This window comes from Brevibacterium sp. 239c (assembly GCF_900169365.1).
In the GTDB taxonomy this organism is placed as follows: Bacteria; Actinomycetota; Actinomycetes; order Actinomycetales; family Brevibacteriaceae; genus Brevibacterium.
In genome coordinates, this window is the sequence record NZ_FXZH01000004.1 from 53,723 (window position 1) to 76,971 (window position 23,249).

Consider the following 23,249-nt stretch of genomic DNA (forward strand, 5'->3'; position numbering starts at 1 on the left):
ACTTTACCCGACTCCAACGAAGAACCACCACCCGGTCCCACCCATCGGAACTCTCGAGCGCGCCGGTGAACTGTGACACAATTGAGCCATGACGCGCACTGCTCTGGACTTCGACGAGAACTGGTTCGATGATGCCGAGTTCGCTCAGCTGCGACGGCGACTGCCCATCCCCTATGTCAACGCGATCCCTGTCCGGGTGGGCGAGTCCGGAGACGTCGAACGGATCGGGCTGCTGCTGCGCAGCCTGGACGACGGAACCCTGGGCCGAGAGGTCGTCGGCGGACGCATTCGCTTTCATGAGAGCATCCGTGCGGCGCTGATGCGCCACGCGGAGAACGACCTCGGCCCGATGGCGCTGCCGGTGATTCCGCCCGCGATCGCACCCTTCCACATCGCCGAGTACTTCCCCACCGAGGGATCCTCGCTCCTCCACGACCCTCGCCAACATGCGATCTCGATGTGCTTCATCCTCGAAGTCCGCGGTGAGTGCACTCCCCGCGCCGATGCACTGAGCCTCGACTGGCTGACCCCGGAAGAGACTCTGCGCTCCGATATCGTCGGCGAGATGTGCCACGGACAGGAGCACATCCTCCGCTACGCGCTTGCCCATATGGGCTTCGCGATCTGAGGCTTTCCTCTACATTCCGTAGAAGAATCTTGGTAGAATAGTCCTGACCAGAACGGTTCTGATGATCGGGGCCATCGTCCTCGTCAGGGTAGCGTCGGCCCCCTTTGGGAGGTCTGCTATGACTGCCGAGAAGCTCTCACCTGAACAGACATCGACGAAACTCGGAATCCTCGTCGGATACGACGGCTCAGAACTCGCCGTACGCGCACTCGAATACGGAGCAGCCGAAGCCGCCCGCCGCCGCATCGCGCTCACCGTGGTCTCCGCCTACACCGTGCCCACGATGATCTATCCGAACATTGCGTCCATGCCAGAGCACAATGAGCTCGAAGCTGCGCACCGAGGAGTCGAGAAGACCCTCACCGAGGCGGCCGAGCAGCTGAGCGCCCACCCGGGCCCTGTCTCCTACCGCGCCCAAGAAGGCGATGCCGCCGGCGTCCTGCGAGACCTGAGCGCTCACGCCCGGACGGTTGTCGTGGGGTCACGCGGTCGCGGCGGGTTCATGGGACGGATCCTCGGTTCGGTGTCCACGGCTCTGCCCGCGCACTCGCACTGCCCGACGATAGTCATTCCCGGCCACCACTCAGATTCGAATTCAGGTGCGGTCGTCGTCGCCGTCGATGGCTCCGAGTTCGGCCGGATGGCCATGTTCAGCGCAGCCGAGGTGGCTGCTTCACGAGGAGCAGCCCTCGAGATCGTCTCCGTCCTGCCCTCTGGAGATGAATGGCTCTACTGGTATCCCGAGCTCGAGCTGAGCTCCGAGGTCACCGGCCGAAGAAGATTGGAGCTCGAGACCGCGCTTGAGACCGAGGTCGCGACGGTGACACAGCAGTTCACCGATCTGCGAGTGAGTGCAACGGTGCCGACCGGAGATCCTGCAGAGGTGCTCGGCGAAGCCTCGCGGACCGCGCAGCTGACCGTCCTGGGCACTCGCGGCCGCGGAGCAATCCGAAGCGCCATTCTGGGTTCCACCTCACGCAGAGTCCTCCACCATGCCGAGGGTCCGGTCATGGTCGTCCCGGGCTGAGTCCCGTCCTACCTGCTGTACAGTGGTTGCCACGACAGGGGAGCGCCGAAATGGGTGCTGAGAGTGCAGATGAAGCTGCAGACCCTCGAACCTGATGCGGCTAGCACCGCCGAAGGAAGTCGAGACTCTTCTACCCCTCCTTGATATGAGGAGGCACAATGCCAGAAACAACCGCGCCGCAATCCACTGCGAAGACCGCACGAGCCTATTCCCAAGCACCGGCGTCGAAGCAGTGGAGGGTCGTCGACTACGTCGTCACCGCTGTGCTCGGAATCGGCGTCGGACTCATCTTCTGGGTCTTGGCCCTGAGTTGGAAGGTCCTCGAACTCGGGTTCCAGGCCTTTCCACCCTCGATCGGCCTCATCGCCGGCCTGTGGGTTCTCGCCGGTCCGCTGGCCGGGGCCATCATCCGCAAACCAGGTGCCGCCCTTCTGTGCGAGCTGATCGCCGCCATCGTCGAAGCGGTCCTCGGTTCCCACTTCGGAGCCACCGTCCTGCTCTCCGGGCTCGTCCAGGGCCTCGGCGCCGAGCTCATCTTCGCCGCCTTCGGCTATCGGAAGTTCAATCTGTGGGTCACGAGCCTGGCCGGATTGCTGGCGGCCGCGTTCATGTCCGTGAGCGAGAACATCATGTACAACGCCGAATGGCAGTTCGGCTTCCAGGCGGCCTACACGGTGTGCGCAATCATCTCCGGCGTCGTCATCTCCGGCATCGGCGCGTGGTTCGCCTACCGTGCGATCGCGAAGACCGGGGCACTGTCCTCCTTCGCCTCCGGCCGCCTGCGTTGATGGCTCTGCCGATTCGCGCCCAGGGGTTTTCGTGGCGCCATGCAGATCGTGACGAACCTGCAGTGGGCCCGCTCGATCTGAGCATCGATGCGGGTGAGAAGGTGCTTCTGCTCGGTCCCTCCGGGGCCGGCAAGACCACTCTCTTACATGCGATCGCCGGGGTTCTGCCTGCCGAGTCCGGTGAGGCCACCGGCCAGCTGCGCATCGGTGACCGGCCACCCGACCCTCGCCGAGGTGATGCCGGGCTGGTTCTGCAGGATCCCGATTCGCAGGTGATCTTCTCCCGCGTCGGTGACGATGTCGCCTTCGGCATGGAGAATCTGGGGCTGCCCGCTGATGTCATCGAAGAACGGATCTCCACTTCGCTGGCGGCCTTGGGCCTCGATCTGCCCCACGACCATCCCACCGCGGCCCTGTCCGGAGGTCAGAAGCAGCGGCTGGCGCTGGCCGGAATCCATGCCATGGCACCGCAGGTGATCATCCTCGACGAGCCGACTGCGAACATCGATCCGGACTCGGCCGTCTCCGTTCGTGATGCTGTCCTCGGCACCCAGGCGGCCACCTCGGCGACGATGATCATCGTCGAACACCGGGTCGATCTGTGGCTCGATCATGTGGACACCGTGATCGTCCTGGGCCCAGATGGTCTGCTCACACAAGGCCCGCCGAGGCTGGTCTTCGGTGATCCGGAACTCGCAGAGGCGCTGATTGAGTGTGGAATCTGGGTGCCTGGGCGTGCGGGACCGTTGCGCACCGAATCCAGGCCGGACGGCGACCTCGTCCTCAGGACCGAACGACTCGACGTTGCTCGTCCGCGGGCGAAGGCTGCGGCCGCGGCTGGCCTCGATCTGTCCATCCGTACAGGTGAAGCAGTGGGCATCATCGGCGCCAATGGTGCCGGAAAATCAACGCTGGCACTGACCCTGGCCGGCCTCATTCCCGAGTTCGGTGGCGAGGTCAATGCGTTGGGTTCCCTACGCTCCGGGGCCAAGCATGCCAGGCCCTTCCGCTGGCCCTCAGCACTCCTGGCTCCTCGCATTGGGATGGTGTTCCAGGAGCCTGAGCATCAGTTCCTGCGCTCCAGCGTCGCCGAGGAGCTGGCGCTGGGTCCGCGTCTGGCCGGATGGTCAGCGGTCCAGGTTGAGGAGCGTGTCGCCGAACTGCTGCAGGCGCTGGGCCTTGAAAGTCTCGCTGATGCACATCCGCAGGGGCTCTCCGGTGGTGAGAAGCGGCGACTGTCGGTGGCGGCGATGATGGCTCCCCGCCCGCAGCTGCTCATCGTCGACGAGCCGACCTTCGGTCAGGACGCCCTGACCTGGGCAGGGCTGGTCGGGCAGTTCCTCGATGTCCTCGCACGCGGATCAACGGTGGTCGCCATCAGTCACGATCATGCCTTCCTCGAAGCGATCGGGGCCAGACGCGTCGTCCTCGGCGGTGCTCAGCGCAAGAAGCAGACATCCGGAGCTGGAGACACCCAGGAGGGGCGAGAGAATTGAGTGCACCAACACCGTCACCAGTCGCAGTTCATGATCCGGGTCAGCTCATTCCGCTTGTGCGCAGGACGGCGCTGGTCAGGTGCAATCCGCTGACGAAGATCGCTGTGGCGCTCATCCTCATGGTCGGGACTCTGCTGAGCATCGATGTGGTCTCGGCGGGAGTCGTCCTCGGATTCTGCCTGTTTGCGCTGCCGGCGACGGGGCTCGATCTGCGGGCTGCTCTCAAACGACTGTGGTTCCTGCCTCTCGGTGCGCTGTTGGCCGCGTGGGGTACGGCGATCTTGGCGGAGAAGACTGGTGAGGTGGTCATCGACGTCGGTCCGATCCTGATGACAACTGGCTCGTTGGAGGCTGCCACAGCGATCTTCCTGCGCGCCCTGGCTCTGGCGATTCCACTGATCGTGCTCGCCTCGACCATCGATCCCCGTGACTTAGCGGATGCGCTAGTCCAGCGGCTGCGTCTGCCCGAGGTGGTTGTCGTCTCGGTGCTGGCAGCCAGCAGACTGCTCGGTCTGCTCGTCAGCGAATGGCAGACCCTGGCGATGGCCAGACGGGCCAGGGGCATTGCCGGCGGTTCGATCGTCCGGCGCACGCGCAGTCTGTTCGCCGGCATCTTCGTGCTGCTGGTGCAGTCGATTCGTCGCGGCACCACCTTGGCGATGGCGATGGAGGGCCGTGCGTTCGGCCGTCCTGGGCGGACCTGGCGTCGAGCGTCGACCTTCGGCTCCGATGACCGTCTGGCGGTGGTGGTGTCTCTGGCAGTCTGTGCTCTTGCCATCGTGGCTGCCCACATGCTCGGAACCTGGAACCCGATCGTCGGCGGGAACTAGATCTGGGAGAGAAGACCCTTCAGGTCTGACCGCCATTCCTTGAGCCTCTCGGCGCTGGGGAGTTTGGAGACGGTGAGGACGAGGAGTGTTCTGTTCTCGTCTTTCCGTTCGGCCGCTGCCTCGAACTTGGTCCCGTCCTCGAGGCCCGCCCGCCAGAAGGAGCGCTTCGGCGTCTTCGAAGTCCGGGCCTCACCGTCGAGGGCCAGGCCTGCCAATGTTCCCTCATCGATGAGGAAGGCGAATCGGGTGATGACGTCATCACGCTGACCGGTCACGGTGCGAGAGACCGCGACGTCGAAGGTGCCGTCGGCCCGCTGGCCGGGCACTCGCCTGCCGATCTCCTGTTCAAAGGCGACGACCGCGCCCTGAACCCACCAGCCGTGTTTCTCTACGACTCCATCGAACTGCGGGTAGAGGGCGTCGGCGAGTTCCTTGTGACTCGCCGACGCCCCTCCGGCCGCTTCGAGCCGGGCTCTGGTCTCCGCCCAGGGCTCACCGAGGGCCTGCTCGATTGCCGCCACATTCATCGCTTTGGTCGCCATGAGTGAAGTCTAAGCAACCGCGCCATGAAGCAACAGGGTCGACGCGTTTGCAGGCTGGCTGGCTGCGGGTGGGCCAGGTCAGTCGATCTGCAGTTCACCCATCTCATCCCAGCCTTCGCCGTCGATCTTGCGGGAGATGATCTTCGGCGTCGACGCCAGATGCGGGCGCATGGCCTCGAGGCCGGCGGCGAAATGATCGCTCTTGACGTGAGGCTCTGCCCCTTCGTCGGTGAATGCTTCGATGAGCACGAACTCGTTGTCCTTCTCCAGGCTCTTCGACCATTCGAACCACAGGTTGCCGGGCTCCTGTCGCACTGCCTCGGTGAAGGCACGCACGGCCTCGGGGAACTTCTCGACGCTTTCGGGCTTCACGTCGTACTTCACAACGATGAAAATCATGCTGACCGCTCCTGTATTTGTGCGAACTCCGTCGGACCGTGTCGAACCGACGCCACCAGCCAATCATGTTTCGGCCCACGCTCCAAGAGTCACCGTGGAGCACCCCCAGAGCCGCACGGGAAGTTCTCAGGTGTGCAGATCGTCGGCGTTCACAGCTTCAATGATCATCAGCGGCTCATCGGCGGACCCGGTGAACGGTGTGCGATCCCAGTTCTGCCAGCTGTCGCGCACTCTCATACCAGCCGCGCTCAGGTCGTCACGAAGAGTCTCGAAGGTTCGAAACTGCAGTCGCTGGCTGACGCTGATCACCTGGTCGGCATCGCGGAATTCGTTGACACTGTCCATGGTGATGATGCCCTCGTCGTCCGGCTCCGAGGTGGTCGTTTTCTCTCGCAGCGACCCGGCTGCGGTCTCCCGAATCTGGGCTGGCCTGTTCCAATTTCTCCACGCCTGAGCCAGCGGGTTGCGAGCTTCGAAGGCCAGGACACCACCTCTGCGCAGTCCTCGACTGATATCGCGCAGGGTGGCAGTCCAGGCATCGCCGAGGATGTGCATCGCGACATTTCCGCTCATCACGATGAGGTCGCTGGAATCGGGCTCAATCAGTGCAGACGTTCCAAGACGCCATTCCACCGCGTCGCCTCCGGGGCGCGCCGCGGCACGTTCAAGCATTGCCGCGGCAGGGTCAATTCCGACGACGGTGCGCCCCGGCTCGGTCACTGTCGCGGTCAGGATTCCTGTGCCGCACCCCAGATCTGTGATGCGAGTCGCCGACAGCTCCAGTGCGAGTTCGCGGAAGTAGTCGTGGTCGGGTCCATCCGGATTGTCGTCGTCGTAGATGGCGGCGAGCAGCTCTTCTTCATAGGCGCGATTGCTCATTTGAGAGCCCGAGTTCACACGCGTTCGGCGATGAGGACGAGGAAATCGCTGTCGGGTTCATAGGGGTGGAGTTCCCAGGTGGACAGCTTGAGGTTGACGAGCATCCCGGTCGACTTCACATCGTCGATGAAGTCTGCGAAGTCGTAGCCGCGGCCGGCCCCGAATCCTGCGACGAAGCGTCCACCGGGCTTCAGCGTCGATCTGATGTTCGACAGGGTCTGGCGACGTGAGGCGGGATCGAGGAAGGACAGGACGTTGCCGGCGCAGAACGCCACGTCGATATCGTTGATGCCCGCATCTGCGAAGTCGAATTCGGCTAAGTCGCCGGTGTGCCATTCACCGCTCGGGAAGTCCTCTTCGGCGACTGCGATGAGGAACTCGTCGAGGTCGACTCCGTAGACGCTGTGCCCTTCGCCTAAGAGCAGGCCCCCTGCACGACCGGTTCCGCAGCCGGCGTCGAGGATGCGCGCACCACGCGGTGCCATCGCATTGACGAACCTCGACTCTCCCCCGATGTCGTGACCGGCAGCGGCGAGAGTGCGCCACCGCTGCGCATAGTTCGCGGAGTGATCGGGATTGGTCTCACGGATACGGTTCCACTGATGATCGAAGCTCATGGCCCCATCCTAGGACGAAAGACCTCGGCCACCACCTCGGCGACTGCGGCAACCGGGTCTGCCGGGGCCGGGGAGGTCAGGACGATGATCTCCCTGCCGCCCGCCTCGGCGATGGGATGAAGATCCACATCGGACCCGCCCAAGGACATCATGATCGGTGTGGCCAGCGTCAGCCCGAGACCCGTGCCGGCCAGCGCGAGCGCGACCGCGGTGTCGGTGACGATGTGGGTCTCCTTCGCGGCAATGCCCATCGCCGCGGTGGCCAGTCGCATCGCTCGGCCGAAGAGCGCTTCGGCCGGGGGCAGGATCCAATCGGCCTCGGCCAACTCTTCGCCGGCGGGTGGAGTTGAGCCGGCTGGTACGACGATGCCGAAGTCCTCACTGGCCACGGTCGTCCAGCTCAGGCCGCGCATGGGCGGCAGGGGCACGGCCGGATAGTTGATGCCGATCCCTAGGTCGATGGCCCCGTCGATGACCGCTGAGGACATGGTCTCGACGTTGATCTCGCGGGCTCGGACTTCGATGTGCGGGTGGAGCTCGCCGAGTGCTCTGACGATCGACGGCAGTGCTCTCGTCGATGCCGATCCGAAGACTCCGAGAGTCACGATGGCTTCGCTGCGGAAGTCCCTGCCCAGCATCGCCATCTCGGCCTGCTTCTGGGCAGCGAGGATGCTTCGGGCGCGCGGGAGCAGCGTTCGACCGGCCTCGGCCAGAACCATTCCCCTGCCTCGGCGGAGGAAGAGTTCGGAACCGACGGCTCGGCGCAGAGCACTCATGTGCTGGGAGACCGCACCGATGCTGTAGCCCAACTGCTCTGCTGCCCTGGTCATCGACCCGAGTTCGACCACGGTGACGAAGGTGCGCAGCTGTCCCAAAGTCCATGCCATGGCCACATCCTAGCTCTTTTAAGATTATCTAAAAATAGTTTTCATGAACTCGCTCTTGTCCTTAAACGTGGCGGGAACCACAATGGGCAGTGAGCCGCAATCTGCCGACATCGATGTCGGCATTCCCCACTACTGCGAGGGCCAAGGACGGTCATCGCGGCAGGAGAAGAAAGAGGTGGAAGTTGGAGAGCACATCAGCAGCCCCGGGCAGCGCCGAGGTGGTCATCATCGGCGCCGGAGTCATGGGAGCATCCATCGCCTATCACCTAGCCAAGAATGGCGTCGACGACATCGTTCTCGTCGAGCGGGACACTCCCGGTTCGGGTTCGACATCGAAGGCCGCCGGCGGGGTCCGCTGCCAGTTCTCCGATGAGGTCAACATCGCTTTGGCCACGCGCAGCCTCGAAGTGCTGCGCAACTTCGAAGCCGAGTTCGGCATCGACATCGACCTGGTCAGCAACGGGTACCTGTTCCTCCTCGATTCAGCCGCGGACGCCGAGACCTTCGCTGCCAACGTCGGCCTGCAGCAGCGCATGGGATTGGATTCCCAGATGCTCAGTGTCGCCGAGGTGACCGAGCTGGCCCCGTACATCGATACCGACGGGCTGGTCGCCGGTGCCTTCAATCCCGATGATGGTCACTGCACGCCGGAGGCCGTGGTGTCCGGGTACATCAACGCCGCACGGGATCTGGGCGTGCAGGTGCTGAAGAACTGCGAGGTGACCGGGTTTGAGTCCACCGGTGGTGCTACGAGTGGCGAGCGCAGGGTCACCGCGGTGATCACGAGCAAGGGCAGAATCGAATGCGCACAGGCAGTCTGTGCCGCCGGCGCCTGGTCCGGGCTCATCGGTGAGGCCGCTGGTGTGGATCTGCCGGTGCGGCCCCTGCGCCGGGAGATCATGGTCAGCGAACCCGTGGATGAGGCTGCCCTGGGCATCGACCTGGCGCGGATGCCCTTCACAATCGACTTCTCCACAAGCTTCTACGTCCATCCGGAAGGCCCTGGCCTGCTCTTCGGATGCCCGGACGAGGCGGATGTGTGGGAGTTCGACGACAAGCGCAGCCCGGACTGGCTGCCCACGCTGGCCGAGCTCATCGAGACTCGGGCACCGGGCCTCGGCGATGTCGAGGCCAAACGCGGCTGGGCTGGACTCTATGAGATGACCCCCGATCACAATGCCCTCATCGGGGAGGCCGAGGAGCTCTCCGGCTTCTTCTACGCCTGCGGGTTCTCCGGACACGGGTTCCTCATGGGCCCGGCGGTCGGAGACGTCGTCGCCGATCTCATGACGGGGCACCAGCCCTTCGTCGACGTCTCCGGGCTGGACAAACGGCGCTTTGCCACCTCGGGTCTGCGCAAGGAGCTCAATATCGTCTGACGCCCCTTCCCCCACTCCCATCGCCCCTGACTCATTCCCAACATCAGATTCCCGCTCATCACGAGCACCAGCGAAAGGACAGCAATGACCGCATTGCCCACCGACCAAACCATCACCGACCTGCTCACATCCGGCCTCAAGGCCTGCGGGGTCGACGCCTCCACGCTCAGCGGCGGCACCAATGCCGCGGCGAGCCTGCCTGCCCGCTCCCCCATCACCGGACAGAGCCTGGGCACCCTGGCAGCGGACACCAAGGAGTCCGCGTCGGAGAAGATCGCCGCGGCCGCCGAGGCATTCTCCACCTGGCGTGACGTTCCCGCGCCCGTGCGCGGTCAGCTGGTGCAGCGCTGGGGACAGCTGCTGGGCGAGCATAAGGAGGATCTTGCGAAGATCATCACCGTCGAGGCGGGCAAGACCCCGTCCGAGGCCGCCGGTGAGGTGCAGGAGATGATCGACATCTGCGAGTTCGCCCTGGGCCAGTCCCGGCAGCTGTGGGGCAAGACGATGCCCAGCGAACGTCCCGGTCACAGGCTTATGGAGACCTGGCATCCGCTCGGTGTCGTCGGAGTCATCTCCGCCTTCAACTTCCCCGTCGCCGTGTATTCCTGGAACACTGCACTGGCTCTGGTCGCCGGTGACGCAGTGGTGTGGAAGCCTTCGGAGAATGCTGTGCTCGCCGCCCTCGGCGCCCAATCCCTGCTGGCCCGTGCCGCCGCCGAGGTGGGGGCTCCGGAGGGACTTGTCCCTGTCCTGGTCGGTGGTAGGGACATCGGTGATGCCATGGTCCGCGACGAGCGTGTGGCCCTGGTCTCGGCCACCGGCTCGGTGCGCATGGGGCGTGAGGTCGGTCCGGTCGTGGCCGAGCGCTTCGGTCGAGTGCTGTTGGAACTCGGCGGCAACAATGGTGCGATCGTGGCTCCGAGCGCGGACATCGATCTGGCCCTGCGCGGTGTCGTGTTCGCGGCCGCCGGCACGGCCGGTCAGCGGTGCACTACCCTGCGCCGCCTCATCGTCCACGAGTCGATTGCCGATGACTTCGTGGACAAGATCGTCGCCGCCTACAAGACCTTGAGCATCGGATCCCCCACCGATGACGGTGTGCTGGTGGGACCACTCATCAACGAGGGGTCCTACGACGCGATGCAGGCGGCCCTGACGCAGGCCGAGTCGGAAGGCGGCACCGTGCTCTGCGGCGGTGGACGCGTCCTCGATGATGACCGGCCGGACGCTCACTACGTGGAGCCGGCTGTCGTGCGGATGCCCGCTCAGACCTCGGTGATGGAGTCGGAGACCTTCGCGCCCATCCTCTACGTCGTCACCTATTCCGACCTCGACCAGGCACTCGAGATCCACAACGGGGTGCCGCAGGGACTGTCCTCGGCGATCTTCACCTCCGAGCTGACCGAGTCGGAGAAGTTCCTGACCCGCTCCGACTGCGGGATCGCCAACGTCAACATCGGCACCTCCGGTGCGGAGATCGGCGGGGCCTTCGGCGGTGAGAAGGAGACCGGTGGCGGCCGCGAGTCCGGCACCGATTCGTGGAAGGCCTATATGCGGCAGGCCACGAACACGGTCAACTACTCCGGTGAGCTGCCGCTGGCCCAGGGAGTGGAGTTCCTGTGAAGGTCACTTGTCAGATGCGATAGTCTGCTGACATGTCTGAGAACCCTCTGCTGCCCGCTTGGTACGATGTTGCCTGGACCGCGCTCTTCCTCGCCATAGTCTGTTTGACTGTCTGGTCATTGGTGTCGCTGGCTCGGTCGACGGTCGATGGTCCCACCAAGTTGGCGTGGGCGGTGTTCATCATCGCCATACCGATCCTCGGGTCGCTGGTCTGGCTCGACTATCGCCGCAGATATGTGGCGCAGCGCGAGCGGTCCGAGGAGCTGGCGCAGTAGTCAGCGAGGCTGTTCTGGCTCTTGACCAGTGTCATGAGAATTCGGGTGTCGGCTTTCGGCCGACACCCGCTTCTTTCTGTGCTCGAGGAGCAGCAACATGATTCCAATTGCAGCGACGAGCGGGAAGACGATCAGCTGAAGTATCCACGAGTCAGAGCCCTCATCGAAGGCCTGCGCTCCGGACATCAAGGACATCCCGAAGGCATTGCCGAGGATGACAGCGAAGACGATATCTCTCATGGCGACGAACCTACCTGCCAGCAAGATTCCTTGCAATGGAATTCGCTCGCGACTGTCTGCTTGCTCACGGAAGCCCAGGGTGACCGAGACGGAAGGGGCCAGACCGACTAAAGTTGCGATTGAGCCCGTGAATACTGAAGGAGAACACCTGTGATTGAGCTGAAGACACCCGCCGAGATCGACAAGATGGCGGTCACCGGCCGATTCGTCGCGAAGACACTGGCCGAATTGTCTGAGCTCGCGGAACCGGGCATGAACATCATGCATCTGGAGAAGCGCGCACGAAAGCTCATCGAAGAGGCCGGTGCCAAGTCCTGCTATTGGGACTATGCCCCTTCCTTCGGCGAAGGCCCCTTCCGGAACGTCATCTGCCTCTCCGTCAACGATGGTGTCCTCCACGGCAAACCCCACGACTACGTGATGAAGGAAGGCGACCTGCTCACTCTGGACTTCGCCGTATCCATCGACGGCTGGGTCGCCGATGCAGCGCGCTCCGTCGTCGTCGGCAACGGCAGCGACGAGGATCAGCGCCTCATCGACTCCACCTGGGCCGGGCTGGAAGCCGGCATTTCGGCCGCGCAGCCGGGCAACCGCCTCGGCGACATTTCGAAGGCCATCGGCGATATCGCCGATGAACAGCGCATTCCCGTCAACCTCGACTTCGGCGGACACGGCCTGGGACACACGATGCACGAAGATCCGCACGTGGCCAACCGAGGCAAGGGCGGTCGCGGGCTGGTACTCAAGCCGGGTCTGACACTCGCGATCGAACCCTGGTGGTCATTCACCTCGAAGCAGCTCTCCGTCGACAAGGACGGTTGGACGCTGCGTTTGGCCGACGGCTCGAACGGCGCGCATTCAGAGAACACGATCGCCATCACCGAGGACGGACCCAGGATCCTCACCACCCTCGACTGATATCGACCTGGGCACAAGTCGGGCTCCCCACGACAGCGTTCGTTGGGAGCCCGATTTCTATTGCATGACCGGTTCTACGGTCTTCGCCTCGGTCACATCGTGTTGACGACGAGTCCGATGTGGGTGAAGTAGTTCATGGCACCGAAGAGCACGAAGAAGACGCCGGTGATCGTGAACATGATTCCGACGGTCTTGACTGCGCACCCGGATTTGGCGCCAGCGGGAGCCCGCAGAACAGAGTTCACGGCGAACGGGAACACGACTGCTCCGACACCGACAAGTGCGAAGAGCAGCGACATGAAGCTCGCCTCGATCATCGGGTAGTCAGCGAAGGCACCCGAAATCGGCTCCTGTGGTGGGGCGGCGAACAACTGGTAGGTGACTCCGGCGATCGCGATGGCAAACAATGCCAGTCCCAATGCAGCAATGAAGATGGACAGCGGACGGGCCGTGCGCGCTGCCAGCCTCAGTGGGGCGGGATCTGCTTTGAGTTCTGCCCCGCGCTTCCAAAGGTAGATGGCGGCACCGAGCATTATGACGCCGAAGGCCAGGCTCGTCTCGCCGAAGATGATGTTGTCGAAGGCGAAACCGCCCGCTGCCAGAGGCCAGGACAATGTCATGTGCAGTCCGGTCGCAGTCAGCAACACTCCTAGGACACCGAATATGATGGCCCAGCCGTCGGTGCTCAGCAACCTCCGTCGTTCGGATGTCTCGTCGCCTCCGCTTGCCTTCCGCAGGTCCACGAAAAGCAGCACGACTGCCAGCAACCCTGCGCCGACCGCTACGGACATGATGGTGTTGTAGGTGGGCATCGCTGCCCAGTCGATCATTCCCGGCGACTGTTCGCCGGTCAAAGCCGAACCCATGGGGCCTCCTTCTTGAGGCACTCTGGCCTCGCTCGTCACTATTCGTTTGTCACCAGGCATAACCATGCGAATCTGCCGAGAATTCCTAGTGAGCACGCTGAACAGCTGGCTCGTCCTCACGTGTGGTGGGATCACCTCGGTGCCTGTGCATCGGCCGTGTCAGTGCACCGTGTCAGAATTGTCCTATGTCTTTCACCTGCACGGAATGCGGCTATTCGACCGTCAAATGGCTGGGGCGCTGCCCGGAATGCCAAGCCTGGGGAACGCTCGAGGAGAAGGGTGCTGGGAAGACCTCGGTTAAGACGAAGGTCAAGAAGTCCAGTGGGGCAAAGTCGATCAACCAGATCGACTCCACTCTGGCTCAGGCCAAAACCACCTACGTCAGCGAATTCGACCGCGTCCTCGGCGGTGGCATCGTCCCCGGCGCCGTCGTCCTCCTCTCCGGGGAGCCAGGCGTCGGCAAATCGACGCTTCTGCTTGATGTGGCGGCACGCGTCGCCAAATTCGGGTCCAAGGTCCTCTATGTCACGGGCGAAGAATCAGCTGGTCAGGTGCGTCTGCGTGCCGAACGCATCAACGCACTCGAAGACACCCTGCTGCTGGCCGCGGAGACAGACTTGGGCGCGGTCCTGGGAATGATCGAGGCAGAGTCGCCCGACATGCTCGTCGTCGACTCCATCCAGACTCTTGCATCCTCCGAGATCGACGGTGTGCCCGGTGGCGTCACTCAGGTCAGAGAAGTCGCGGCAGCTCTCATTCGCGAAGCGAAGGCCCGGTCGCTGCCGACCGTGCTCGTCGGCCACATCACGAAGGACGGCACAATCGCCGGCCCCCGGCTCCTCGAACACCTCGTCGACGTAGTGTGCAACTTCGAAGGAGAACGGCATTCCCGCCTGCGCTTGCTGCGAGCTGTGAAGAACCGTTTCGGCCCCACCGACGATGTCGGCTGTTTCGACATGGAGGAGAACGGCATCAAGAGCCTCGAAGATCCTTCTGGTCTCTTCCTCTCCCGCAGCGGCAGCAATCCTCCAGGGACCTGTCTGACGGTGACGCAGGAGGGCAAACGTCCTCTCCTCGTCGAAGTTCAGTCCCTTATCACCGAATCCGCCGGCGGGCAGTCCCGCAGGTCCGTCTCCGGGGTTGACTCCTCCCGGGTGGCCATGATGCTTGCCGTGCTCAGTCAGAAGATCGGGCCCATCAGTCTGGCCAAGTCTGATGTCTTCACCGCCACTGTCGGTGGTGCGAAGTTGGCAGAACCTGCCAGCGACCTGGCGATCTGCCTGTCACTGGCTTCGGCCGCGATCGGTAAGCCGCTGGCCGCAAAATTCGTTGCGATCGGTGAGATCAGCCTCTCGGGAGAGATACGCAATGTCCCCAATCTCGGCCAGAGGCTCAACGAGGCCTCGCGTCTGGGCATCACCCATGCGATCGTTGCTCACGGCGCATTGCGCAACGTCGCCACTCCGCAGGGGATGCGAGTCAAAGAATGTGAGCACGTTTCGGAGGCTGTCGAAATCCTTCTGGGAAGCAATCGGTGACATTTTCGGGACTTCTGCACGAAAATGGCGCATCCTGGAAGCATGACCACGACAGTTTTTCCCGCAATGAGGACCACAGATGCGGCCGCCACGACCGCTCTGCTGGTCGCGCTCGGGTTCACGGAGCGGCTCACCGTCAGGGACGAGGCTGATCCCGAGATCATCGTCCATGCCGAGTACGCGTTGGGTGAGACGGGCGGAATCATGTTCGGCTCAGTCCGCAATGACGGATCGGCCCTGGACAGCGTCGGAGGCAGTTCCATCTACGTCGTCGTCGACACCGAACGAGAAGTCGACCGCCTCTACGAGGAGATCATCGACTTGGGACACGCGATTGTCCGCCCGGTGGCCACGCAGCCTCATGGCGGTCGGGAATTCGACTTCCGCGACCATGACGGCAACTCCTGGGGCGTGGGGTCCTACCGCGGAGCCTGATCCTCAGCCGTCCGCTGGCCTTCAGCCGTCAGCTGCCTCCTCGGCAGGGGCCTCGGACTTCTCGGTAGGCGCATCGGACTTCTCATCCTTTGCCTTCTTGTCCTCGGCTTCTTTCTTCTCTTTGGCCTTGGTGGCCGCGTCCTTCTCCAGTTCGAACTTCGCCGGTTTGCTCTTCTCATCGCCGAGTTTGACCACGAGCTCGTAGTCTCCCGCACCGAATTCTTTGTTCGTCCGGTTGCAGTTCTTGTCGACCTGGACGCGGTTCCATTCGAACTGGGCAGACTTCTCCGACTCGGGCGCGAACTCGGTCGAAACCTCAGCGTTCTCGTCCTTATCGGCAGCACAGAACTTCGAGGACCACACCACATCGCCGCTCTTCTTGACCAGGAACTCCTGTTCCTTCGTGCCGACATCGATGAGGCAGGTAGCGGTGTGTTTGTTCTCGATCACCATCTTGAATTTCGGCTTGGCCTCTTCTTTGAAGCTCTTCTTGTCGACCTTGGCTTTGAGCCCGACCTTGTCCACTGGACATTTCCCGCTCGCGGCCTTCTTATCCGGGACCGGAGCTGCCGAGGTCGGGCTTGCCGACGGAGTGTCCTCGACTGCAGGCTTCTCGTTGCCGCCTCCGCCCAGTCCTTTGACGATTCCGACGACTCCGAGCACCAGCAGAGCGATCACCACGAGACTGGCCAACAACAGCATGTAGCGTCGCCGACGGTACACGTGTGCTGGCAGCTTCCCGTTAGACTGGCGGGGCTGCCTGGCACCGTTCTTCGGCTGCGAACCACGATTGGAAGGAGTCATCGCTTTGAGCCTAGGCCGAAGCGTATGAGCATCCAAATGACACACCGAGCCTCTGCCGAATCGAGATCTTCGCCTCCTGATTCTCCATTCCCCACGGTTGCAGACACGGACATCGCCCGTGTTCGCGAGACGATTATCACGTGGTTCGAGTCTGCCGCTCGGCCCCTTCCTTGGCGAGACGCAGACACCAGTGCGTGGGCCATCCTCGTCAGCGAGATCATGTCCCAGCAGACTCCCGTCGCCCGAGTTGAGCCCCGCTGGCGAGAATGGATGCAGAAGTGGCCCACCCCCACCGACCTGGCGCAGGCCCCCACCGCGGAGGTGCTTCAGCGTTGGGACCGACTCGGCTACCCGCGCAGAGCCCTGCGTCTGCAGGAGGCCGCGCGGGTGATCGCCGAGGAGCTCGATGGGCAGGTGCCACAGACCGCCGAGGAGCTCGAACGACTCCCTGGCATCGGTTCGTATACTGCAGCAGCGGTGGCCTCCTTCGCCCACGGTGAGCGCACCACCGTGCTCGACACCAATGTGCGTCGTGTTCTCATTCGCCTCTTCGCAGGCCGAGATCGGCCCTCAGCTTCACCGGGCCGTGCAGAGACGCAGTGGGCCAGCCGATTCGTGCCCGAAACGGTCCACGTGAAGTGGAACGCGGGGGTCATGGAATTCGGGGCGCTGGTGTGCACTGCCAAAAATCCCCAATGCCAGGCCTGCCCGCTCAATGACATCTGTGCCTGGCTGAAGGCGGGTAGACCCGCCTCGGCGAATAAACCGAAGACGCAGAAGTGGGCGGGTACGGACCGTCAGTTGCGCGGCGCCGTCATGGACGTCCTCAAGTCCGCGCACACCGAGGCCGGCGCCGACTTCAACGATTCTGTGGCCATCGACCTTTTCACGGCGCCAACGACGACCATCGATCCGGATCTGTTCGACACGATCGGGCTCAAGACATCAGCATCTCTGCAGACAATGCGCGACCTCACTGCTGATTCAGAGCGGATCAAACGCATCATCAACGCGCTCGTCGTCGATGGACTCGCTGCCCAGCACCAGGAGCGCCTCAGCCTCCCCCAGTGATGTCGCTGCCCATAGGGGACCTCAGAGGAATTTGATCAGGCGGGCGTTGCCCAGCGTATTGGGTTTGACGCGGGCCAGGTCCAGAAACTCGGCAACGCCTTCGTCGGCGGAGTGCAGAAGCTCGATGTAGACCTCTGGCGAGACGGGAATGCCCTTGATCGGTTCGAATCCGAGCGAACCGAAGAATCCGGTTTCGAAGGTCAGGCAGAAGACGCGGTCGACGCCGATTGCCACTGCATCTGCCAGGAGCTGTCGGATGAGGGCCTTGCCCACCCTACGCCCCCGATAGTCTGGTGAGGTGGCCACCGTGCGTGCCTCGGCCAGGTCAGTCCAGATGATGTGCAATGCCGCGCAACCAGCCAGAATTTCAGTCCCGTCTGGCTGAGGGTCCACCACCAGCCAGAATTCCTGCAGGGTCTCGAAATAGGTGACGGTGTCCTTGGCCAGCAGAATGCGCTGTTCTGCCAGCGGCGCGACCAGCGCCTCAATCCCCTTGACGTCGCTCGTCCGCGCCCGGCGCAGATAGAGACCGCCGGGCAGGGAATGGTTGAAATGGTGGTCTGAGGAGACCTGCTGATGGTCGAAGTCGACTGGCGCTGAGCTCATACCTTCATTCAACACCATCGGCGCCGGGCATGAAAAAGCCCGGGGACGCAGCCTGTGCTGTGTCCCCGGGCCATTTCAGCGCACTAGGAGGAGATCAGGAAGTGGAACTTCCCGATCCGCTGCCACCGGACGAACCGGCGCCGGCGAGCTCTCCACCGGAACCGGAATCATCCGGACCGCTGACAGCAATGCTCTCAGTCTCCACGCCTTCAAACGTGAATTCCGCTTCCTTGCCTTCTCCCTTGACGTCGACCTTGATGGTCTGACCGCTGCCGATCTCCTTGAACAGGATCTTCTCGGACAGGTGGTCTTCGATCTCGAGCTGGATCGTCCGACGCAGCGGACGAGCACCCAAGACCGGATCGTAGCCACGGTCGGCCAGCAGGCTCTTGGCCGCTTCGCTGACCTCGACCTTCATTCCCTGATCGGCCAGACGGGCGTCCAGACGAGCCAGGAACTGATCGACGATCTGCAGAATCTCTTCCTTGTTCAGCTGCGGGAAGACAATCGTGTCATCGACGCGGTTGAGGAACTCAGGCCGGAAGTGCTGCTTGAGCTCTTCGTTGACCTTCTGCTTCATGCGCTCGTAGTTGTTGTTCGTACTGCCCTCAACCTGGAAGCCCAGCTGCAGACCACTCGAGATGTCTCGCGTACCCAGGTTGGTGGTCATGATGATGATGGTGTTCTTGAAGTCCACCTCACGACCCTGCGAATCGGTCAGACGGCCGTCCTCGAGGATCTGCAACAGCGAGTTGAAGATATCCGAGTGAGCCTTCTCGACCTCGTCGAAGAGGACCACCGAGAACGGTTTGCGACGGACCTTCTCCGTCAGCTGACCGCCCTCTTCGTAGCCCACATAGCCTGGAGGCGAACCGAAGAGTCGGGACACAGTGTGCTTCTCCGAGTACTCCGACATGTCCAGGCTGATGAGGGAATCCTCATCACCGAACAGGAACTCCGAGAGAGCCTTCGCCAACTCGGTCTTGCCGACGCCCGTGGGGCCAGCGAAGATGAACGAACCGGACGGACGCTTCGGGTCCTTCAGACCTGCACGTGTGCGGCGGATGGCACGGGAGATCGACTTGACTGCGTCGTCCTGCCCGATGATCCGCTTGTGCAGTTCGTCTTCCATCCGCAGCAGACGCGAGGATTCTTCCTCGGTGAGCTTGAAGATAGGAATACCGGTCGCTGCTGCCAGAACCTCGGCAATCAGATCAGCGTCTACGACGGCAGACGTGTCCTTGCCGCTCTTGCGCCAGGCTTCGGTCTGCTCGTCCTTGTCCTGTTGCAGCTTCATCTCGGAGTCACGCTCAGATGCTGCCAGCTCAAAGTCCTGAGCGTCGATGGCGGCTTCCTTGCGATGACGAGCCTCGAGGATCTTCTCCTCCAGGTCGCGGATCTCCTGCGGCACCGACAGACGCGAGATGCGCAGCTTGGCACCTGCTTCGTCGATGAGGTCGATCGCCTTGTCCGGCAGGTACCTGTCGTTGACATAGCGGTCGGACATGTTCACGGCGGCAGAGAGTGCGCCTTCCGTGATCGTGACCTTGTGGTGCGCTTCGTACTTATCGCGCAGTCCCTTGAGGATCTCGATCGAATGGGCCAGCGACGGTTCGGGAACCTGAATCGGCTGGAACCGACGTTCGAGGGCAGCATCCTTCTCGATGTGCTTGCGGTACTCATCAAGAGTCGTCGCACCGATCGTCTGCAGTTCGCCTCGGGCCAGCATGGGCTTGAGGATCGAAGCCGCATCGATGGCGCCTTCGGCGGCACCCGCACCCACCAGGGTGTGGATCTCATCGATGAAGAGGATGATGTCCCCGCGTGTGCGGATCTCCTTGAGGACCTTCTTCAGGCGTTCCTCAAAGTCACCGCGGTAGCGAGAGCCGGCCACCAGTGAACCGAGGTCCAAGGTGTAGAGCTGCTTGCCTTCGAGGATCTCCGGGACCTCTCCGTTGACGATGGCCAACGCAAGTCCTTCGACCACTGCGGTCTTGCCGACACCGGGTTCACCGATGAGGACAGGGTTGTTCTTGGTTCGGCGAGACAGGATCTGCATCACGCGCTGCATCTGCTCGTGCCGGCCGATGACCGGATCGAGATTGCCTTCGCGTGCAGCTGCCGTCAGGTTCGTTCCGAACTGGTCGAGGACCAGCGAACCGGAGGGGGTGCCCTCTTCGCGTCCGCCTGCGGAGACTGGATCCTTGCCCTGGTAGCCCGACAGAAGCTTGATGACTTCCTGACGGACGCGTCCCAGGTCGGCGCCCAGTTTGACGAGCACCTGTGCGGCGACGCCCTCACCCTCACGGATCAGACCGAGCAGGATGTGCTCGGTTCCGATGTAGCTGTGTCCCAGCTGCAGAGCCTCACGGAGGCTGAGCTCAAGGACCTTCTTCGCCCGCGGAGTGAACGGGATGTGCCCGCTCGGTGCCTGCTGTCCCTGTCCGATGATCTCTTGGACTTGGTCGCGCACCTGCTCGAGGGAGATATCCATTCCCTCGAGTGCCTTGGCTGCCAGGCCTTCACCCTCGTGGATCAGGCCAAGCAGGATGTGCTCGGTTCCGATGTAGTTATGTTTGAGTAGTTTTGCTTCTTCCTGGGCAAGCACTACCACTCGGCGTGCTCGGTCAGTGAACCGCTCGAACATATTCACCCTCCTCGGTCTTGTTATTCTTTAGAGCCTAACGACCATTGGCCACGATCTATTGCACGTTTCGCCATCAGCCGAACCCGTTTGGCTGTGGGCGAAATTCGGTGTTCGCCCCTTCTGCATCCTCCCGCAGCGAACACCGCAGTCCGTTACCTGCGCCGCCCACCCTCAGACGAGCGTCAGTTCCCTTACGAAAGACACCATCATGGTCTCCGCGCTCATTGCGCTAATGCCACGTCGATCTGGTAATGCCGCGTCGCTGAGATGAATCGGTTCGACACTGCTCGGCTGGGCGTTCAACGGGATGTCGAGATATCCCATGGATCACCGTCAACTGGAATTGAGTAAACGGTCATATCTCGCTGTCTGCGATCAGGTGAGAATTGAGCTGATGTCACACTTCGTATTCGACATCGCCGCTCGGAATTCGGTGAGTAGAACGTCTTTCGCAGGGAGCCTATTCCAGCACAGGTTCCGGATCTCTTCCTGGCGAAACTCTTTACCGGGAACACTGAAGGGCCAACGGTTGAACCGTTGGCCCTTCAGGAAACAATTATGGAATCGACTGCAATCAACCGATTCCCTATACCGCTCAGTTATCGACTGTGGTTGATTCCAGTGAAATCAGCTGTCTGCGGCTTCGTATGCCTGAACGATCTCAAGCGGGATCCGCCCGCGATCGCCCAGCTGGTAGCCGTTTGCCTGTGCCCATTCGCGGATCTTGGCTGTGTCGCGCTTCGGACCGGCAGTCGAACCTGATCCTGCACGACGTCCACGACCACCCGGATTGGCTACCCGACGAGCCTTGGCGATGAACGGGGCGAATGTTTCACGGAGCTTTTCGGCATTCTCTGTCGACAGTTCAAGTTCGTAGGTACCTTGGTCGAGGCTGAAGCGAACAGTCTCTGACGCCTCCGAGCCATCGAAATCATCCGTGAGAACGAGTCGCATCTCCCTTGCCATGTTCACTCTTTTCATAATCAGAAGTATTTGCCGCAGTCATCTTAACATCTGATTCATGATTATCGCCTAATTCGCTAATCTCTTGCTCTGCATAGAATTTATCGATCTGTTCACGTTCAGTCCGATCTGCTCGCAAGATATTCCTCATCACGTACCAGAACAGCAAAGCGACGCAGATCGACGGCAATAGAGCCTTCATCAGATCCATCATGTGCTCAACCTTCCTCAGGCATTTCCGAATTGCCAGTGGCAATTGGCTTCGTGAATGGGAAGAGAATCGTTTCTCGAATTCCTAGGCCGGTCAAAGCCATGAGCAGGCGATCAAGCCCCATTCCCATGCCGCCCGTCGGCGGCATTCCGTGTTCCATCGCGGTGAGGAATTCTTCGTCAAGCCCCATCGCTTCATCATCGCCCTTGGCCGCGTCAGCTGCCTGCGACTCGAAGCGTTCACGCTGGACAACTGGATCGACGAGCTCGGAATAGCCAGTGGCCAATTCGAAACCGCGAACATAGAGGTCCCACTTCTCTACAACACCCTTCTTGGTGCGGTGTTCACGGACCAAGGGTGAAGTGTCGACGGGGAAATCGGTGACGAAGGTCGGAACCCACAGCTTGTCTTGGTAGAAGTGCTCCCACAGCTCCTCGACGTATTTGCCGTGCGAGCGGAATACTCCACCCAGGTCGACGTCGTTGTCTGCAGCGATCTTGTCGAGAACATCGAGCCCGGTCTCCGGGGTTACTTCGACTCCGGATTCCTCGGTCAAGGTCTCATACATGCTGACGACGGGCCAGTCGCCGCCGAAGTCGTAGTCCTCGCCGTCTTCGAGTGTGACAACGAGAGATCCGGTGGCCTCCTGGGCCGCATTCTGGACCAGCGTCTTCGTCAGGTCAGCAATTGAGTGATAGTCGCCGTAGGACTGGTAGGCCTCGAGCATCGCGAACTCCGGCGAGTGGGTGGAGTCGGCACCCTCATTGCGGAAGTTGCGGTTGATCTCGAAGACATTCTCGATACCGCCGACGATCGCCCGCTTGAGGAAGAGCTCTGGCGCGATGCGCAGGAACATGTCGATGTCGTAGGCGTTCATATGTGTTTTGAACGGACGGGCCGAGGCACCACCGTGCATGAACTGGAGCATCGGAGTCTCGATCTCGACGAACTCCTGCCCTGCGAACGTGCGTCGCAGGGACGACATGACCTCTGCTCGAGTCAGCATGGTCTTCCGCGCTTCTTCGCGGGTGATCAGGTCGAGATAGCGCTGGCGCACCCGAGTATCCTCGGCCAGCTCGGTATGCAGGCCTGGCAGCGGGCGCAGTGCCTTGCTGGCCATCGACCAGGAATCGGCGAGCACGGAGAGCTCTCCGCGTTTGGATTTGATGACCTTGCCGTGGACGAACAGGAAGTCTCCCAGATCGACATCGGTCTTGAACTCACCGAGTCGCTCCTCCCCCACTTCACGCAGGGACAGCATGCCTTGGAGTCGTGTTCCGTCTCCCGACTGCAGGGTCACGAAGCAGAGCTTGCCGGTGGTGCGCACGAAAACGACACGACCGACGACGCCGACGATGTCCTCGGTCTCGTCACCGGCCTCCAATCCGTCATGCGCGGCATGAACTTCTGCGAGGGTGTGCGTGCGCGGGACTCCGACCGGATAGGCATCGGTATCGGAGTCCAAGAGCCGCTGGCGCTTTTCCTTTCGAATCCTGATCTGTTCGGGATCAAGATGCTCGGGTGAAAGGTCTGCGTTTTCGGGCGTGTTCGACTCGGTATCTGCCATACTCTCCAGGCTA

At 62.3% G+C, this 23,249-nt stretch carries 25 protein-coding genes and 1 riboswitch; of the genes, 12 read left to right on the top strand and 13 right to left on the bottom strand.

Annotated features, from left to right (window positions below):
• The first annotated feature begins 88 nt into the window (after positions 1 to 88).
• The 5 genes from BSP239C_RS05020 (at position 89) to BSP239C_RS05040 (ending at position 4,769) form a co-directional block, all read left to right on the top strand.
• On the top strand, positions 89 to 628 hold the full coding sequence (locus BSP239C_RS05020; RefSeq protein ID WP_096162138.1) for a DUF4916 domain-containing protein: 540 nt from the start codon (positions 89 to 91) through the stop codon (positions 626 to 628).
• A gap of 118 nt (positions 629 to 746) precedes the next feature.
• On the top strand, positions 747 to 1,655 hold the full coding sequence (locus tag BSP239C_RS05025; RefSeq protein WP_101570553.1) for a universal stress protein: 909 nt from the start codon (positions 747 to 749) through the stop codon (positions 1,653 to 1,655).
• A gap of 26 nt (positions 1,656 to 1,681) precedes the next feature.
• Positions 1,682 to 1,790: riboswitch (TPP riboswitch) on the top strand.
• Between the two features lie 23 nt (positions 1,791 to 1,813).
• A complete protein-coding gene (locus BSP239C_RS05030; RefSeq protein WP_101570555.1) occupies positions 1,814 to 2,443 on the top strand; it encodes an ECF transporter S component in 630 nt (209 codons plus the stop codon).
• The gene (locus BSP239C_RS05035; RefSeq protein ID WP_101570557.1) at positions 2,443 to 3,939 is read left to right on the top strand and encodes an ABC transporter ATP-binding protein; all 1,497 of its coding nucleotides are present in this window, start codon (positions 2,443 to 2,445) and stop codon (positions 3,937 to 3,939) included. Before BSP239C_RS05030 ends, BSP239C_RS05035 begins: the two co-directional genes overlap by 1 nt.
• Positions 3,936 to 4,769 (top strand): energy-coupling factor transporter transmembrane protein EcfT, encoded by an 834-nt coding sequence (locus BSP239C_RS05040; protein ID WP_096162142.1) that lies wholly within the window; start codon positions 3,936 to 3,938, stop codon positions 4,767 to 4,769. The genes BSP239C_RS05035 and BSP239C_RS05040 overlap by 4 nt, the downstream gene beginning before the upstream one ends.
• On the opposite strand, the gene BSP239C_RS05045 is transcribed toward BSP239C_RS05040, so the two are convergent.
• The 5 genes from BSP239C_RS05045 to BSP239C_RS05065 form a co-directional block, all read right to left on the bottom strand.
• Positions 4,766 to 5,311: a hypothetical protein gene (locus tag BSP239C_RS05045; RefSeq protein WP_101570559.1), complete on the bottom strand. Its 546-nt coding sequence runs from the start codon at positions 5,309 to 5,311 to the stop codon at positions 4,766 to 4,768. The genes BSP239C_RS05040 and BSP239C_RS05045 overlap by 4 nt on opposite strands.
• Positions 5,312 to 5,389: 78 nt before the next feature.
• A complete protein-coding gene (locus BSP239C_RS05050) occupies positions 5,390 to 5,710 on the bottom strand; it encodes a putative quinol monooxygenase (protein WP_101570562.1) in 321 nt (106 codons plus the stop codon).
• A 126-nt stretch (positions 5,711 to 5,836) separates the two neighbouring features.
• Positions 5,837 to 6,589: a trans-aconitate 2-methyltransferase gene (locus BSP239C_RS05055; protein ID WP_101570564.1), complete on the bottom strand. Its 753-nt coding sequence runs from the start codon at positions 6,587 to 6,589 to the stop codon at positions 5,837 to 5,839.
• Between the two features lie 14 nt (positions 6,590 to 6,603).
• Entirely contained in the window at positions 6,604 to 7,206 is a 603-nt protein-coding gene (locus BSP239C_RS05060) for a bifunctional 2-polyprenyl-6-hydroxyphenol methylase/3-demethylubiquinol 3-O-methyltransferase UbiG (RefSeq protein ID WP_101570565.1), read from the bottom strand.
• Positions 7,203 to 8,093 carry a LysR family transcriptional regulator gene (locus BSP239C_RS05065; RefSeq protein ID WP_101570567.1) on the bottom strand — a complete coding sequence of 297 codons (891 nt, stop codon included), beginning with the start codon at positions 8,091 to 8,093 and terminating at the stop codon, positions 7,203 to 7,205. Before BSP239C_RS05065 ends, BSP239C_RS05060 begins: the two co-directional genes overlap by 4 nt.
• 182 nt (positions 8,094 to 8,275) lie before the next feature.
• On the opposite strand from BSP239C_RS05065, the gene BSP239C_RS05070 reads away from it, so the two are divergent.
• The 3 genes from BSP239C_RS05070 to BSP239C_RS05080 all read left to right on the top strand — a co-directional run bounded on the left by BSP239C_RS05070 (position 8,276) and on the right by BSP239C_RS05080 (position 11,370).
• The gene (locus BSP239C_RS05070; RefSeq protein ID WP_101570569.1) at positions 8,276 to 9,472 is read left to right on the top strand and encodes an FAD-binding oxidoreductase; all 1,197 of its coding nucleotides are present in this window, start codon (positions 8,276 to 8,278) and stop codon (positions 9,470 to 9,472) included.
• An 84-nt stretch (positions 9,473 to 9,556) separates the two neighbouring features.
• The gene (locus BSP239C_RS05075; RefSeq protein WP_101570571.1) at positions 9,557 to 11,095 is read left to right on the top strand and encodes an aldehyde dehydrogenase family protein; all 1,539 of its coding nucleotides are present in this window, start codon (positions 9,557 to 9,559) and stop codon (positions 11,093 to 11,095) included.
• 32 nt (positions 11,096 to 11,127) lie between these two features.
• A complete protein-coding gene (locus BSP239C_RS05080; protein ID WP_101570573.1) occupies positions 11,128 to 11,370 on the top strand; it encodes a PLD nuclease N-terminal domain-containing protein in 243 nt (80 codons plus the stop codon).
• Here the strand turns inward: BSP239C_RS05080 and BSP239C_RS05085 are convergent, their stop codons facing one another.
• On the bottom strand, positions 11,371 to 11,610 hold the full coding sequence (locus tag BSP239C_RS05085) for a hypothetical protein (RefSeq protein ID WP_101570575.1): 240 nt from the start codon (positions 11,608 to 11,610) through the stop codon (positions 11,371 to 11,373).
• A gap of 150 nt (positions 11,611 to 11,760) precedes the next feature.
• Here BSP239C_RS05085 and map point away from each other — a divergent pair, with 150 nt between their 5' ends.
• On the top strand, positions 11,761 to 12,528 hold the full coding sequence (map, locus tag BSP239C_RS05090) for a type I methionyl aminopeptidase (RefSeq protein WP_101570577.1): 768 nt from the start codon (positions 11,761 to 11,763) through the stop codon (positions 12,526 to 12,528).
• Positions 12,529 to 12,620: 92 nt separating this feature from the next.
• Here the strand turns inward: map and BSP239C_RS05095 are convergent, their stop codons facing one another.
• Positions 12,621 to 13,394: a DUF981 family protein gene (locus tag BSP239C_RS05095; protein WP_101570579.1), complete on the bottom strand. Its 774-nt coding sequence runs from the start codon at positions 13,392 to 13,394 to the stop codon at positions 12,621 to 12,623.
• A gap of 185 nt (positions 13,395 to 13,579) precedes the next feature.
• Here BSP239C_RS05095 and radA point away from each other — a divergent pair, with 185 nt between their 5' ends.
• Positions 13,580 to 14,932 carry a DNA repair protein RadA gene (gene radA / locus BSP239C_RS05100; RefSeq protein ID WP_101570581.1) on the top strand — a complete coding sequence of 451 codons (1,353 nt, stop codon included), beginning with the start codon at positions 13,580 to 13,582 and terminating at the stop codon, positions 14,930 to 14,932.
• Positions 14,933 to 14,974: 42 nt separating this feature from the next.
• On the top strand, positions 14,975 to 15,367 hold the full coding sequence (locus tag BSP239C_RS05105; protein WP_226830867.1) for a glyoxalase/bleomycin resistance/extradiol dioxygenase family protein: 393 nt from the start codon (positions 14,975 to 14,977) through the stop codon (positions 15,365 to 15,367).
• A gap of 21 nt (positions 15,368 to 15,388) precedes the next feature.
• Here BSP239C_RS05105 and BSP239C_RS05110 read toward each other — a convergent pair whose 3' ends face one another.
• Positions 15,389 to 16,171, bottom strand: a complete 783-nt coding sequence (locus BSP239C_RS05110; protein ID WP_257930082.1) for a hypothetical protein — start codon at positions 16,169 to 16,171, stop codon at positions 15,389 to 15,391.
• A 24-nt stretch (positions 16,172 to 16,195) separates the two neighbouring features.
• Between BSP239C_RS05110 and BSP239C_RS05115 the strand changes: the two genes are divergently transcribed.
• Entirely contained in the window at positions 16,196 to 17,242 is a 1,047-nt protein-coding gene (locus BSP239C_RS05115) for an A/G-specific adenine glycosylase (RefSeq protein ID WP_257930083.1), read from the top strand.
• Between the two features lie 21 nt (positions 17,243 to 17,263).
• Here the strand turns inward: BSP239C_RS05115 and BSP239C_RS05120 are convergent, their stop codons facing one another.
• The 5 genes from BSP239C_RS05120 to lysS form a co-directional block, all read right to left on the bottom strand.
• The gene (locus BSP239C_RS05120; RefSeq protein WP_101570585.1) at positions 17,264 to 17,848 is read right to left on the bottom strand and encodes an amino-acid N-acetyltransferase; all 585 of its coding nucleotides are present in this window, start codon (positions 17,846 to 17,848) and stop codon (positions 17,264 to 17,266) included.
• A gap of 94 nt (positions 17,849 to 17,942) precedes the next feature.
• Positions 17,943 to 20,495 carry an ATP-dependent Clp protease ATP-binding subunit gene (locus BSP239C_RS05125; protein WP_101570587.1) on the bottom strand — a complete coding sequence of 851 codons (2,553 nt, stop codon included), beginning with the start codon at positions 20,493 to 20,495 and terminating at the stop codon, positions 17,943 to 17,945.
• A gap of 627 nt (positions 20,496 to 21,122) precedes the next feature.
• Positions 21,123 to 21,461 (bottom strand): Lsr2 family protein, encoded by a 339-nt coding sequence (locus BSP239C_RS05130; protein WP_101570589.1) that lies wholly within the window; start codon positions 21,459 to 21,461, stop codon positions 21,123 to 21,125.
• A complete protein-coding gene (locus tag BSP239C_RS05135) occupies positions 21,427 to 21,672 on the bottom strand; it encodes a hypothetical protein (RefSeq protein WP_101570591.1) in 246 nt (81 codons plus the stop codon). Before BSP239C_RS05135 ends, BSP239C_RS05130 begins: the two co-directional genes overlap by 35 nt.
• A 4-nt stretch (positions 21,673 to 21,676) precedes the next feature.
• Positions 21,677 to 23,236 (bottom strand): lysine--tRNA ligase, encoded by a 1,560-nt coding sequence (gene lysS / locus BSP239C_RS05140; protein ID WP_101570593.1) that lies wholly within the window; start codon positions 23,234 to 23,236, stop codon positions 21,677 to 21,679.
• Positions 23,237 to 23,249 lie beyond the last annotated feature (13 nt).